This window comes from Streptomyces sp. R11 (assembly GCF_041051905.1).
Lineage (GTDB): Bacteria > Actinomycetota > Actinomycetes > Streptomycetales > Streptomycetaceae > Streptomyces.
Window position 1 is genome coordinate 8,774,070 of record NZ_CP163432.1, and the last position, 12,868, is coordinate 8,786,937.

The window sequence follows — 12,868 nt, forward strand, 5'->3', positions numbered from 1 at the left end:
GCGTCAACCGAGGACCTGGCGCTTCTGGGCCGCGAATTCCTCTTCGGTGAGCACGCCCTGGGCCTTGAGGTCGCCGAGCTGCTTCAGCTGGTCGATCTTGCTGGTCATCTCGTCGGCGGTCGACGGCGGTGCGGCGGGCGCGGGCGCTGCGGGCGTCGGAGGCGCGACGCCCTGCTGGTAGGCGACTTGCCGTTCGGCGTCCTGCTGGGCCCATCGGCCCGCCTGCCGCCGTGAGACGCGGTTCGACACGGCTGTTGCCGTCCCCGCGACGACGGCGGTGCGGGCGACGCCGCGAAGGAGTCCTGGCATGTCAGTCATCTCCCCTGTGATCCGTGGATGGAGTGGCGCTGTGGTGTGGCACTGGGTGGTGTGGCACTGGGTGGTGTGGCGCTGGGGTGGTGCGGCACACCGGATGACGGCATCGGTCCTCCTATGGCGCCGCCGTCGCCTCGGCGGCCTCCAGCGACGCCAGCAGCGCGTCCACGGGGATGCGTCCGCTGGCCACCACCTCGGCCCCGCCGCGCCGCAGCGCCCGCGCCAGGGGCGCGGCCCATACGTTCTCGTACACGACGACGGCGGCGGAGTTGCCGGCCTCCAGCGTGGCTCCGGCGTCGTCCAGGTCGCCCTGGTCCAGCAGTCCGGACGAGGCTCCTTCGAACACCGTCAGGTCGACCTCGTCCCCGACGTTGCGCAGTTCCAGCACTTCGACCGAACCGTCGGTGCCCTTGTGGATGAAGACGAGGTCGAGGATGCGGATGACGCCGCCCTCGACCAGGTCGACGAGCAGGGGCAGTCCCTCACCCGTCATACGGCTGCCGGGGAACTCGACGATCAGGTAGTCGACGGGCCCCATGTCCCCGATGTCCTGGTGCATGGCCACTCCTCAGAGGTGGGTACGGGCCCGGTCACACCTCGTCGGGCGTCGCTCGCCCGCGGCGCAGCCGGAGGGTCAGCCCCTCCAGCCATTGCAGCACTCGGCCCGGCGCCCTGCATGTTCACGGGGCGACCGGGCCCCCGGCGGCGACCGGATCCGCCGCCGACGTCAGGTCTTGACGCTCACAGCCTCGTCGGGCATCCGCGTCGTCTGCCTGCCCGGCCCGCGTCCGGCGAAGTGCATGGCGATGCAGGCCCCCAGATACAGCGCGGCGACGACCAGCAGCAGCGCCTGATAGCCCGTCATCAGGGCCAGGTACTCGAGCGCGCCCCCGGTCAGCGCGCCCAGCAGGTTCGCGCCGAACGCCGAGGTCGGGTCGGAGGCCCGCGCGAGGCGGTCCGAGAAGATGAGGTTGGCGCAGAAGATGGGCGCGAAGGCCAGGGCGATGGCGGCGGCCAGCCGGCCCGCGGTGGGCAGGGAGAGCACGGCCTGCGGCGGGACGAGAAAGGCCACCGCGAGGGAACCGAAGAGCATCAGCTGCAGCACCAGCAGGTTGACCCGCCGCAATCTGCGCCGCACCTCGACAGCGGCCAGGACGGAGAGCAGAACCCCGAAGAAGACCAGGGCGTTGACCAGCCAGGTCGTACCGAAGTAGAGCGCGAAGCCGATCACGTTCTTCGTTTCGAGCAGCATGAAGGCCGCGCCCAGCAGGAACATGTCGGCGTAGCGGAACGTGCTTCGGATGCGGACCCCGGCCAGCCGTACCGACAGCAGCGTCACCAGCAGGATCGCACCCAGGGCGCCCAGATAGATGGTGGGGATGGTCCGGTGCAGCAGGTACGGGAACGGGTGGTCGTCGGTCGCGGCCGCCGGGACCGGGCCGCTGGGCTGCCAGGTCTGCTTGCAGGACTGGTCGGCGGGGGTCATTCCGGCCACCAGCACGGCCGCGTTCCGTTTGAACGTCGTCATGCAGGGTGCGTGGCCGTAGAGGTCGTCGAGGTCGCCGGCGAAGCGGTCGACCAACCAGCTCTTGCGGTAGTAGTTGTACATCGCGAACGCGCCGTCCGGCGTCAGGTGATCGCGGGCGGCCTCGAACGCCTGCCGGGTGAAGAGGTAGCTCTCCAGTCGCAGATTGCTCGCACCCGACACCAGGGTCAGCGAGTCCGGGAGCGCCAGGATGATGAGGTCGTACTTGGCGTTCGTCCGCTCCAGGAAGGCCCGCCCGTCGTCGATGTGGACGTGCACCCTGGGATCGTCGTACGGCCTGGCGGGGTGCAGCTGCGCGCCGATCTCCTGCAGGCGCGGGTCGATCTCGACCGCGTCCACGCGCTGTGCTCCGTGCGCCAGCGCGACGGCGACGTCATTGCCGTTGCCGGCTCCGATGATCAGCACGCGTTTGTGCGGGTTGCGGGGCGTCTGGTCGTACGCCTGCCGATAGGGCGACTTCTCCCGCATCAGCACCGGGAGCGGTGCGGTGCTCTGGTGCGGGACGCCGTTGGCGGAGATGTAGTACGTGCGCGTGGTGGTCGGCGAGGACTTCAGCTCGATCTTGTAGTACGGCGACCAGGAGATGCCCGCCGTGGCCGTCTCCGCCAAGAGCGCGGCGACCATCGCCGCGAGGGGGACGCCGTAGAAGAGGGTGTTGCGGCGGCCGCCGAGGATCAGCAGGGCCACGGCGGCGAGTACGCCCCACACCACCGAGGGGGCGCGCAGCCAGGACAGCACGGCGAAGGAGACCGAGCCGGCGATGCTGCCGAGCAGGTCGTAGCGGTAGGCGTCGAGGGAGGGGAGCTGGCGGAACAGGTCGGCGGTGATCTTGCCGATCCCGGCCATGATCACCGCGGTCAGCAGGAAGATGGCGGGCAACGTGACCCACTGGGGGAGGCCGGTGGTCTTCACGGCGGTGAAGTAGATGACCTCACTGCTGCTCTGACGCACCTGGACCGGATACGCGCGTACGAGGATGACGAGCAGTGCCAGGGGGATCGGGGTCCAGCGTTTGAGCCACTGTCCGCGCGCGGCGGGAAGCAGAAAGCCGATACCGATGCCGAGGAACGATCCCAGCAGGATGAAGTTCGAGAAGTAGCTGAGATGGACGACGTTGGCGCCTGCCCATCTGATCAGCGCCAGCTCTACGAAGAGCATGGTGGTGCTGGCGAGCACCAGCCTCCAGCGCACCGAACTTACCTTTTGTCCGGAATCGGTCAGCTTCATGCCGGATTACGGTGCCAGTTCCGGGTCGATGAGTCGAGATGCCTTGCCGGTGGGAGCCCCGGACGTTGAGCAGAGCACGGTGCGAGGAGCCGAAGGTCAGACGTGCGCGAGGAGACGCTCCAGCGGCCGGGGCACACGATCGGGGTCCAGATGCGCGACCAGTGACTGCGCGTAGAGCGCCTTGCGGCCGCTGTGCGTGCCCATGAAGCGCCGCAGTTGGTGCTCGACGGGCCGTTCCCGCTGGGCCGGCTGGTTCCGGAAGGTCTGGAAAGGGCGTGACTCGCCCTGGGTCTCGATCACCTCCTGCACGTTCTCGGCGCCGAGAGCGCGGATCAGCTCGTCCTCCAGGTCGGCGACACACACGTGGAACCCGAGCGCCTCCAGTCCGGTGTGATTGAGACCGGACCCGAGCCCGACGCGCTCCAGATGGCGCCGGAAATGCCGCTCCTCACCCACGTCGCAGAGACCGGCCAGTGGGAGGCCGAGCCCGGGCGGACCGCACACGTCCAGAAAGTGCCCGATGTTCGTCGCACCTCCGAGCGGCACCACCGCGACGCCCTCCGCACCGAGGTCACGGCCGTGACGCGTGGCCAGGGCTTCGAGCGCGACCTGATCACTGCTTCCCTCGACGAGCACGATCGTCCGCACCCGGCCGCCGGCCAGCTCCCGCGCCGTCGCGGCGGCCGTGGCCGCCCCCGCTCCGCCGGCCGCCCAAGCGACCACCGCGCGGCGCCATCGCGTCAATTCGTCCACGAGACCTCGCTTCCCCGAAGCCATCGTGGCACGCCCGAGATCCTGTACGCGCGGCCGTTTTCCGTGGACGCGTAAATCCGTCGCGCCCCGCACGCGTGAGCCGTTAGCCTGCGGCTGAGGCGCAGTGGTGTGCGTTTCCTCGAAGGGGGCCCGGCATGGACACCGGTGGCGTGCGGACCGACCGATTCGGCTTGCTGCTCGACCAGTTCGACCGTGCCAGGGAGATGGCCGAGGTACGGCTCACGGGACTCGGCGACGAGGAGTACCTGTGGGAGCCGGCGCCAGGCTGCTGGTCGATCCGGCGCCGGGCCGAGGCGACGACGCCGAGGGCCTTCGGGCCGGGGGAGTGGGTGCTGGACCAGGGCGCCCCGGACATCCCCTCCAACGAGTACGCCGAGGTCGCCCGGCAGGCGGCCGGCGGCATGTCCGTGGCGAAGATCGCCGAGGACTGGAGCGTGAGCGTCGAACGCGTCGAGCAGATCCTCGCCCACACCGGGCCGACCGAGCCGGACGAGACACCGATCACCACGATCGCCTGGCGGCTGGGCCACCTGCACTACCAATTCGCGGGCCAGTGGGAGTGGACCTTCGGCGAACGGCGTCAGGACCCCAAGCTGATGGTCGACTTCAGCCCGTCCGCCGCCCTGACGCTCAACCGGTTCTGGGCGGTGATCGACCGCTGGCGCGAGAGCGTCGGCGCCATGACGGACGAGCAACTCGACACGCTCGGCTTCTCCCAGTACCCCTACGGCTCCGACCCCGACGAGCCGTTCATCTCCGTCCTGTGGGGTGCCAACCTCGAGTTGATCCACCACATGGCCGAGATCGCGCTGCTGCGAGACCTTTGGCGGGCTCGCCGTACGTGATCAGCGTCCCGTAGTCTCCCCTGTTCAGGGCAACGGGGATGCGGTACCGAATGGGGGGACGGGGCGACATGGCGTATCGGCGTGCGGTGATACCGGCGTTGGTCGGAGGGGTGCTGCTGGCGGCGTTGCTCTGGTGGGCGGGGGCGAGTGTGCACGCGCTGGACCTGCCGGGTGCCGACGGCGTGCTGGGCGGTCGAACCGCCGCCGGGCTCGAACAGTGGCTCACTCCCTGGTCGTACGATCCTCCGGCATCGCTTCAGTTCAGCGACCGCTACCGCGAGTTGTACGCCACCGCGCTGCAGATCCGCTTCTGCGCGCTCTTCGTCTTCTTCGTGCTCGGGGCGCTGCTCCTGGTCCGCCGGCTGCCGCCGGTGCGGGGCCGGATGACGGCCGCGATCCTGGCGCTGTGGGGCTGGGGTCTGGTGGCCGGGACCCTCGCGGTGACCGTCTCGGCGCCGTGGCTGATCGCCGCGTGGGGGCACGGCAGTTACCGCTTCCTGCCGCAGCTGGCGAGTGCGAGCTCCTCCGGGCGGCAGATCCTGGTCGTGACGGCGCTGGTCGCTGCGGCCGGCACGGTGCTCGCCGCGCGGATCACCGACAAGGGGACCGAGCCGCCGGCACCGGAGGCCGTTCCGGCGGGCGCCGCCCGCCTGGCCGCCACCGTCGGGACCGCGGTGATCGCGTTGTCCCTTGTGGTGCTGTCGTACCAGCCGGTCGCCGCCGCCATCCAGACGGCTTTCATAGGCGATGGACTGCTCTCCGAACCGGGCGACCTGCTGCGCCAGTGGCTGCTGTTGGGCGCCTGGTCGGGCCCCTCGGGGGCCGCTCTCGGCGACTGGCTCGTGGTTCGCCTCGGCGACGTGCTGTTGCTCGCCGTGGTGTGGTGGGCGCTACGGCGGCTGCCGACGCTGCTCACCCGGGCCACGGTCCCGGCGATGGCGGTGGGCGCGGTCTGCGCGACCGTCCTGGGGCTGCTCGCGAGCCAGTTGCTACGGATGGCCACCGACAGGACGGGCATGAGCTACGGGCTGCTGCAGCTGTTCGCCGGTCTGGGCGGTGGCGTCCCGGCCGCTCTGACCTTCGGCCTGGCGGCGGGAGCCGCGGCGGCCGTGACTCTGCGGCTGGCCGCGGCGGGGCGCGTCGACGAGACGGCCGAGGCCACGGTCTCCGCGTAGGCCGGCCCTACCGGCCCTACCGGCCCTACCGGCCCTACCGGCGACACCGGCGACCGTAAGGGGAGTTGACGGCCCGTCGAGTGGCGCCGGATACCTCTCTCACCTCCCGGACCGGTCTGCGTCAAGCCCCAACTCATTGACAGGTCCATACCAGAGCGGGATTCTGAGAGCGCTCTCAAAAGCGTCCTGATCGACCGGAGTCGAACGGAGACAGAGCATGCTGCGCACACTCAAATGCAGAGCCTCGGCCGTGGGGTTGACCATCGCCACGGTCCTCGCCGGAGGGCTGCTCACGGCAGGCGCCCAGTCGCCGGCGCAGGCCGCCGTCCCGGCGACGATCCCCCTGAAGATCACCAACAACTCCGCCCGCGGCGAGCAGGTGTACATCTACAATCTCGGCACCGAGCTGTCGACCGGACGGCAGGGCTGGGCCGACGCGGGCGGCACCTTCCACCCCTGGCCCGCGGGCGGCAACCCGCCGACCCCCGCTCCCGACGCCGCGATACCGGGACCGGCGGCAGGCCAGTCGAGGACCATCCGAATGCCGAAGTTCTCCGGCCGCGTGTACTTCTCCTACGGCCAGAAGCTGGTGTTCAAGCTCACCACCGGAGGCCTGGTCCAGCCCGCCGTGCAGAACCCGACGGACCCCAACCGGAACATCCTGTTCAACTGGTCCGAATACACGCTCAACGACTCCGGCCTGTGGATCAACAGCACGCAGGTCGACATGTTCTCCGCGCCGTACGCCGTCGGAGTGCAGCGCGCCGACGGCAGTACGGCAAACACCGGCCGGCTCAAGCCCGGTGGGTACAACGGCTTCTTCAACGCCCTCAGAGGACAGCCCGGAGGCTGGGCCAACCTCATCCAGACGCGACCCGACGGGGCCGTGCTGCGCGCCTTGTCGCCGCTGTACGGACTGGAAACCGGAGCCCTGCCGGCCAACGTCATGGACGACTACATCAACCGCGTCTGGCAGAAATACTCCAACTCGACCCTGACGATCACGCCCTTCGCCAACCAGCCCAACACCAAGTACTACGGCCGGGTCTCCGGCGGCGTCATGAACTTCACCAACACCGCCGGCGCCGTCGTCACCAGCTTCCAGAAGCCGGACGCCTCCTCCGTCTTCGGCTGTCACCGGCTCCTCGACGCACCGAACGACCAGGTGCGCGGCCCGATCTCGCGCACGCTGTGTGCCGGGTTCAACCGCTCCACGCTGCTCGTCAACCCCAACCAGCCCGATTCCAGCGCCGACGCCTTCTACAAGGACGGCGTCACCAACCACTACGCCCGCAAGATCCACGCGCAGATGGCCGACGGCAAGGCGTACGCCTTCGCCTTCGACGACGTCGGTCACCACGAGTCGCTCGTGCACGACGGCGATCCGCGCCAGGCCTACCTCACCCTCGAACCCTTCAACTGACAGCCCGTCACAGATGGGTCCGGCAGCCACCGGCACTGTGAGCCGATCGCGGTGCCGGTGGATTCTGTGCCCGCGGGCCTCGCCACCGTGCGCAGGCGTCGGGCTGCGGTTCGTACCGGGTCGGCCGACAATGGGTTGTGGATCACATGTCCGGCCCGCCCAAGGCGCCGCGGCGGCGTCGGCACCGAGAGGAACGTGCTCATGCGCGCTGAGTCTTCGCCGACCGCGCGGACGGGGGCGTTCATCGCGGTGGCGGTCGCCGGGGCGGGCATGATCGTGCTCAGCCTGGTCACGGCCTGGTGGCTGTACGTTCCGGCGTTCGCCTGGTGCGGACTCGGCCTCGGTCTCGGCTGGATCCTCGCGGCTGCCGTGGTCGTCATGGCCGTACGCCACCGGCTCGTGGTCCTCGGCAGAGTCCCCCCGCTCGGCTCGCGGGCGCCACGCGGCGGGCGCCTGCCGTGAAGGGCGGGGCCGAGCGGACGCGGATCCTGCACCGGTCGGTGCGGGTGACTGTAGCTGCGGCTGCGGGTTTCTACAGCTTCGTGTACGGCCTCGACGAACCGGTGCTGGCGCTGTACGCGCTGTTCGCGCCGATCTCCCTGGGCCTGCTGTCCCCGATCCCCGGATCCGGGCGGCAGCGCGCCGAGGTGATGCTGAAGGCGCTGCCCGTGGGCCTGTGCCTGGTCACGCTGGGGACCGTACTGGCGGTGAAGACCTGGGCGGCGGTGCTCGGCATGCTCGTCGTGGGCTTCTTCCTCGCCTTCGCGGCGATCGCGGGCCCGCGCCCGGCCGGTGCGGCGCCGGCACTCCAGCTGTTCTACATCCTGGCCTGCTTCCCGCCGTACGAACCCGAGACGCTGGGGCTGCGGCTGGCGGGGCTCAGCTTCGGAGTGCTGGCGCTGGTGCTGTGCGAGCTGTTCCTGCTCCCACAGCCGCCGGACCAGCCCTACCGGACGACCCTCGCCGCGGCCCTGGCGACGGCGGGCGACACCATCGCGGGGCGAAGCAGCCTCTCCCCGGAGGCGCTGCGGAAGACAGGCGCGCGGCTGCGACTCTCCAGCATCCCGCCCGCGGAACGCCCCGCGGGTCCCGGTCGCGTGCCCCGCGGCCTCGCCCAGGCGGGGTCCGCCACCCGCCGGCTGCTCGAACAACTGGCCCATCTCACAGAGACCGGCGAACTGCGCGAACTCGTCCGGGAAGGCGCCGGGGCCGGCGAGCCCGGCAGGGGCCGTACCGACACGCCGTCCGGGTCACTGCTGCCCCAGGTGGCGTCCCTGTGCGACGAGACCGACGCCGCCCTGCGCACGGGCCGGCCCGCCCCCGGCCCGCAGCGGATGGACAAGGCCATCGACAACTTCCAGCAGTTGCGTGTACGGCAGGCCACGGGACCCGCCGCCGACGTACCGCCGGCGCCCGTGCTGCGTCGGCAGGCGGCGCTGCTGGCCGTCGCCGAGTCGACGCGCATCCTGGAGATCTCCGTACGGGTCGGCCTCGACGGGCGACGCACCCCGCCGATCCGGCCACGGGAACTCTTCTGGTACACGCATGCGGCCACGCCCCAGCTGTGGGCGCGCCGGTTCACCGGCAACATGACGCTGCGCTCGGTGCAGTTCCACAACGCCGTGCGGATCGCCGTGGCGCTCGCCGCCGCACGGCTCGTCGCCGGTTCGCTCGACCTGACCCACGGCTTCTGGGTACTGCTGGCGGTGCTGACGCTGAGCCGGACAACCGTCGGGGCTACCTGGGCGGCCATCCGCCAAGCCGTCACCGGCAACCTCGTGGGCGCCGTGGCGGCGGGCGCCCTGCTCATCGGCCTCGGCCGGCACACCGAGGCGTACGCCGCGATCCTCGCGCCGGCCATGCTCATCGCCTTCGCGCTCGGGCCGCTGCTCGGCATCGCCTGGGCGCAGGGCCTGTTCACGCTGGTGGTGGCCACCGCGTTCGCCCAGATCGCCCCGGCCTCCTGGCGGCTGGCCGAGGCACGGATCGTGGACGTGGTGACCGGCAGCGCCATCGGCCTGCTGTGCGCGATGCTCGCCTGGCCGGCCGGCGCCCGCACGGAGGTACGCAGAACCATGGCGGGGCTGCTGCGGGAGTGCGGCCCGCTGATCAAGGGCACCGTCGACATGCTGACTGCCGTTCCGCCGGGATCGGCCCCGGCCCCGCCGACGCTCCCCGCCCTGCACCGGCTGCGCCTCGCCGAGTCCGCGTACGCCCAGTTCCGCAGCGAACCCGGGGCCGACCCGCCGGTGAGTGCCGACTGGCACAGTGTGCTCATCACCGCCAACCACATCCTGCTCGGCGCCCAGTGGCTGGCCCGCTTCGACCTGCCCGCGTCCGCGCTGTCCCCGGACACCGCCGACCGGGCACGGGCCGGCGCCCGCGCGCTGGCCCAGGTCACCGACCGGCTCGCCGCTCTGTGCGTCGCCGACCGGACGCAGCCGCTCGGGTCACGGCCGACGCCGCCCTCGGAACCGACCGGACCGCCGCTGCCCGTGCTGGTCGACCTCGACATGTGGCTGCGCAGCCTCACCGTCCAGCTCACCCGGATCGAGGCGGGACTGCCCGAGGCACTGGGCCGGCCGGCCCGCGGCACGACGGCCGCCCATGCAAGCCACGGAAGCTAGGGGGCGCGCCGTGTCCAGCCGGAAGCTCCGCTCCGAACTTCGGCCGCCCTCCGCGCGAGGGTGGGTGTGGTGGCTGCCGTTGGGCGCCGTGCTCGTCGACGTGGCGGCCGAACTCATCGTCAGAGGACGCGAACCGGTGAGTTTCATGCTCATTGCCGTACCGCCGCTGGCCGCCGCGACCCGCGGCCCGCGAGGCACCGCCATGTCGGCGGTGGTGTGCCTGGGCCTCCAGATGTGGATGGCCGCCCGGCGTCCCGGCCACTTCGACGAGCAGCACCATGTCGCGATGTACATCGCCACGACCCTCATCGGCATCGCCAGCATTGCACTGGCCTGGCAGCGGGAGCGCACCCGGCAGCATCTGATCCGGGCCAACTCGGTCGCCGAGGCCATGCAGCGCACCCTGCTGCGTCCCGTGCCGCGCAGGCTCGGCCCGGTACTTGCCACCGGGTTCTACGAGGCGGGGGAGGGCGGCACGCTCGTCGGCGGGGATCTGTACGACGTGTGCGAGACGCCCTTCGGAGTCCGGGCGATCATCGGCGACGTCCGCGGCAAGGGACTGGACGCGGTACAGACGGTCGCGGCGGTACTGGGCAGCTTCCGGGTCTCGGCCCATGAATGGCAGAACCTGAGCAGCCTGGCCGAGCGCCTGGAGCTCAGCATCGCCCGCAACAGCCCGGCCGGTGACGACGGCGACCCCGAACTGTTCGTGACCGCACTGGTGCTGGAGTTCCCGCCGGAGGGCGGCGAGGTGCGGATCGTGGACCGCGGCCATCCCCCGCCCGTGGTGGTCGGCACGCAGGGCGCCCGACGGCTGGTCACGGCGCCCGGTCTGCCCCTGGGCCTGGGCGCGATGGCGCCGGGTGCGGTCGATGCGACCGTCCATCTGCTCGAGCCCTCCGAGGTGCTCGTCCTGCACACGGACGGCGTGAGCGAGGCGCGCAACGCGGACGGTGACTTCTACCCGGTTCAGGAGCGGCTCGGTGAACGCTTCTCGGGTCGGCGCGCCATCGATCCGGAGACGGTCGTGTCGTTCGTTCGGGCCGACGCGGAGCGGTGGTCGACGCAGTCGGACAACGACGACCGGGCCGTCCTCGGCCTCTCCCTGACGCCCGATGGGCTCAAACCAAGCCGCCGTGCTGGAAGTTGACCGTTCACCAGTTCTGAACATCAAGTACAACTTTGCTGTTCCTTGGTGTAGCTCAGCAGTGGATTACGTGAGCCTCGTGGGCACCACGCGGTGACTGCAGGCCCCGCCGTAACACGGTGCAGCTGCCTCGTCACCATCCCCCCACGTACGGTGGAAAGGCAACAACGATGACGATCAACCGCGCTCTGCGGTACGGCGGCCGCATGCTGGTGCTGACGGCGACCGCTCTCGGAACGATCGCGGCGGCCGTGCCCGCTGCCGCCGACGAACAGCCCACGGCGCAGCAGATCCTGGCCGACTGCGCTTCCGGCGAAGGCAAGTGCGGCTTCAACTCTCCTGAGATCGGCGAGGCTTACCTCGGCAAGCCCCGTCAGGTCTCCGAACTGCTCTACAACTGCACCGCCTCGCCCGCAGCCCAGACGATGTCGTGGGCCGACACCGTGGGCTCCTCCCACTCGGTCGGAGGCTCGGTCACGGTCGGCGGCGGCATCGAGGGCATCATCACCGCCAGTGTCACCGCGACGTACAACTACACGTGGCAGAGCTCGCACACGGAGACGAGCTCCTTCACGGTGAACGTGCAGCCGGGGGAGGTGGGTTGGATCTCCCGCGCCCAGGTGATGCAGCAGATATCCGGCACCTGGCAGACCCACTACGACGACCCCAAGTGGGGCCACTACTACTGGTTCGTGCCCGACGTGATCACCGGCCCCGCCCCGAACGGCACGGACGGCAAGCACAACGCGGTCGTGGTCGAGTCCCGCAAGATGACGGCCGACGAGAAGAAGCTCTGCTCCAGCGGCTCCACCAAGAACGAGGTGTTCACCCGCAACAGCTGAACTGGGCCACCACCGCGAGGTGGGCGAGCCGGCCGGAAGACCGGTCGGCTCGCCCCCGGCTCACCTTCGAGACGCGTCGCCCACGATGCCTCCGACCGAGGGCGCGACGAGGGTGGGCGGAGACGTGAGGAGGGCACGGAGGTCGATGACCCGGTAACCACGGTCGGAGATCGCGTCGAGGATGCGTGGCAGGGCTCGGGCATCGATCACTTCGGTGCGGCCCTGCGACGCACCCGCGTGCATCTGCAGGATCGCCCCAGGGCGCAGGGCGTCCAGCGCCCTGCGCACCGCGTGGTCGACGGTCATGCCGCCCTCGGAGCCCATCCACCCGTTGGTGTCGGTGGTGAACTCGATGTCCGCGAAACCCAGCCTGTTGACTTCCCTGACCTGGGCAGGGCTGGTCTCGCTGTAGGGAAACCGGAAGAACGGGGTCAACGCCCCTCCCGCCCCGGCCGCACGCAGGGCCCGGTCCGCCGCCTGCACTTCGCGGCGCCTTCCGTCCGCCGACAGGTCCGCGAAGAACGGGTGGCTGTAGGAGTGGTTGCCCAGCCCGTGCCCCGCGGCGGCGATCCTCTTCACCACCTCGGGGTACCGATCAGCGAAGTCGCCGGTCAGGAAGAACGTGGCCGGCGTGTGCCGACGCTCGAGGTCACCCAGGATGCCGGTCAGGCCGGCGTCGTTCCAGGCCGCGTTGAACGTCACGGCGACCACCCGCTCGCCCGTACGGATCACACGGTTCTCCGATCCGAACAGCGCCCGCAGGCCTTCCTGGTCCGCGGCCGCCGCCGGACGAGGCGGGACGGCCCTGGCCGCCAAGGCCTGCGGGCCGATCACCACGGCCCCCCAGAGAACGGCGAACAGCGCGGCGGTCACCGCGATCGGCCGACGGCGCACGCGAGGGTGCGCGACGACGAGGGAACGAGTCTCCATGCCACCGGCATCGGCCG

12 protein-coding genes are annotated in these 12,868 nt (G+C 70.7%); 7 read left to right on the forward strand and 5 right to left on the reverse strand.

Annotated elements, in window-relative coordinates; all coding sequences use genetic code 11:
* Nucleotides 1-3 precede the first annotated feature (3 nt).
* The 4 genes from AB5J55_RS40515 to AB5J55_RS40530 all read right to left on the reverse strand — a co-directional run bounded on the left by AB5J55_RS40515 (nt 4) and on the right by AB5J55_RS40530 (nt 3,841).
* Nucleotides 4-309, reverse strand: coding sequence for an SHOCT domain-containing protein (locus tag AB5J55_RS40515; protein ID WP_369275420.1), 306 nt, complete (start codon nt 307-309; stop codon nt 4-6).
* Between the two features lie 121 nt (nt 310-430).
* Nucleotides 431-874, reverse strand: a complete 444-nt coding sequence (locus AB5J55_RS40520; protein WP_369275421.1) for a DUF6325 family protein — start codon at nt 872-874, stop codon at nt 431-433.
* A gap of 168 nt (nt 875-1,042) precedes the next feature.
* Complete coding sequence (locus tag AB5J55_RS40525) at nt 1,043-3,088, reverse strand: spermidine synthase (protein WP_369275422.1); 2,046 nt, start codon at nt 3,086-3,088, stop codon at nt 1,043-1,045.
* A 96-nt stretch (nt 3,089-3,184) separates the two neighbouring features.
* The gene (locus AB5J55_RS40530) at nt 3,185-3,841 is read right to left on the reverse strand and encodes a TOPRIM nucleotidyl transferase/hydrolase domain-containing protein (RefSeq protein ID WP_369275423.1); all 657 of its coding nucleotides are present in this window, start codon (nt 3,839-3,841) and stop codon (nt 3,185-3,187) included.
* 155 nt (nt 3,842-3,996) lie between these two features.
* Between AB5J55_RS40530 and AB5J55_RS40535 the strand changes: the two genes are divergently transcribed.
* The 7 genes from AB5J55_RS40535 (at nt 3,997) to AB5J55_RS40565 (ending at nt 11,921) form a co-directional block, all read left to right on the forward strand.
* Nucleotides 3,997-4,707 (forward strand): DinB family protein, encoded by a 711-nt coding sequence (locus AB5J55_RS40535; RefSeq protein ID WP_369275424.1) that lies wholly within the window; start codon nt 3,997-3,999, stop codon nt 4,705-4,707.
* A gap of 68 nt (nt 4,708-4,775) precedes the next feature.
* Nucleotides 4,776-5,882 carry a hypothetical protein gene (locus AB5J55_RS40540; RefSeq protein ID WP_369275425.1) on the forward strand — a complete coding sequence of 369 codons (1,107 nt, stop codon included), beginning with the start codon at nt 4,776-4,778 and terminating at the stop codon, nt 5,880-5,882.
* Between the two features lie 217 nt (nt 5,883-6,099).
* Entirely contained in the window at nt 6,100-7,305 is a 1,206-nt protein-coding gene (locus AB5J55_RS40545; RefSeq protein WP_369275426.1) for a glycoside hydrolase family 64 protein, read from the forward strand.
* Between the two features lie 201 nt (nt 7,306-7,506).
* A complete protein-coding gene (locus tag AB5J55_RS40550; RefSeq protein WP_369275427.1) occupies nt 7,507-7,767 on the forward strand; it encodes a hypothetical protein in 261 nt (86 codons plus the stop codon).
* Nucleotides 7,764-9,932 carry an FUSC family protein gene (locus AB5J55_RS40555; RefSeq protein ID WP_369275428.1) on the forward strand — a complete coding sequence of 723 codons (2,169 nt, stop codon included), beginning with the start codon at nt 7,764-7,766 and terminating at the stop codon, nt 9,930-9,932. Before AB5J55_RS40550 ends, AB5J55_RS40555 begins: the two co-directional genes overlap by 4 nt.
* Nucleotides 9,933-9,942: 10 nt before the next feature.
* Nucleotides 9,943-11,082 (forward strand): PP2C family protein-serine/threonine phosphatase, encoded by a 1,140-nt coding sequence (locus AB5J55_RS40560; RefSeq protein ID WP_369275429.1) that lies wholly within the window; start codon nt 9,943-9,945, stop codon nt 11,080-11,082.
* A gap of 167 nt (nt 11,083-11,249) precedes the next feature.
* On the forward strand, nt 11,250-11,921 hold the full coding sequence (locus tag AB5J55_RS40565) for a hypothetical protein (protein WP_369275430.1): 672 nt from the start codon (nt 11,250-11,252) through the stop codon (nt 11,919-11,921).
* A gap of 60 nt (nt 11,922-11,981) precedes the next feature.
* Here the strand turns inward: AB5J55_RS40565 and AB5J55_RS40570 are convergent, their stop codons facing one another.
* A complete protein-coding gene (locus AB5J55_RS40570) occupies nt 11,982-12,851 on the reverse strand; it encodes a polysaccharide deacetylase family protein (RefSeq protein WP_369275431.1) in 870 nt (289 codons plus the stop codon).
* Nucleotides 12,852-12,868: the final 17 nt, after the last annotated feature.

Coding starts and splice junctions, on each gene's coding strand:
- AB5J55_RS40515 (WP_369275420.1), bottom strand. CDS start 309: ATGCCAGGACTCCTTCGCGGCGTCGCCCGCACCGCCGTCGTCGCGGGG.
- AB5J55_RS40520 (WP_369275421.1), bottom strand. CDS start 874: ATGCACCAGGACATCGGGGACATGGGGCCCGTCGACTACCTGATCGTC.
- AB5J55_RS40525 (WP_369275422.1), bottom strand. CDS start 3,088: ATGAAGCTGACCGATTCCGGACAAAAGGTAAGTTCGGTGCGCTGGAGG.
- AB5J55_RS40535 (WP_369275424.1), top strand. CDS start 3,997: ATGGACACCGGTGGCGTGCGGACCGACCGATTCGGCTTGCTGCTCGAC.
- AB5J55_RS40540 (WP_369275425.1), top strand. CDS start 4,776: ATGGCGTATCGGCGTGCGGTGATACCGGCGTTGGTCGGAGGGGTGCTG.
- AB5J55_RS40545 (WP_369275426.1), top strand. CDS start 6,100: ATGCTGCGCACACTCAAATGCAGAGCCTCGGCCGTGGGGTTGACCATC.
- AB5J55_RS40550 (WP_369275427.1), top strand. CDS start 7,507: ATGCGCGCTGAGTCTTCGCCGACCGCGCGGACGGGGGCGTTCATCGCG.
- AB5J55_RS40565 (WP_369275430.1), top strand. CDS start 11,250: ATGACGATCAACCGCGCTCTGCGGTACGGCGGCCGCATGCTGGTGCTG.
- AB5J55_RS40570 (WP_369275431.1), bottom strand. CDS start 12,851: ATGGAGACTCGTTCCCTCGTCGTCGCGCACCCTCGCGTGCGCCGTCGG.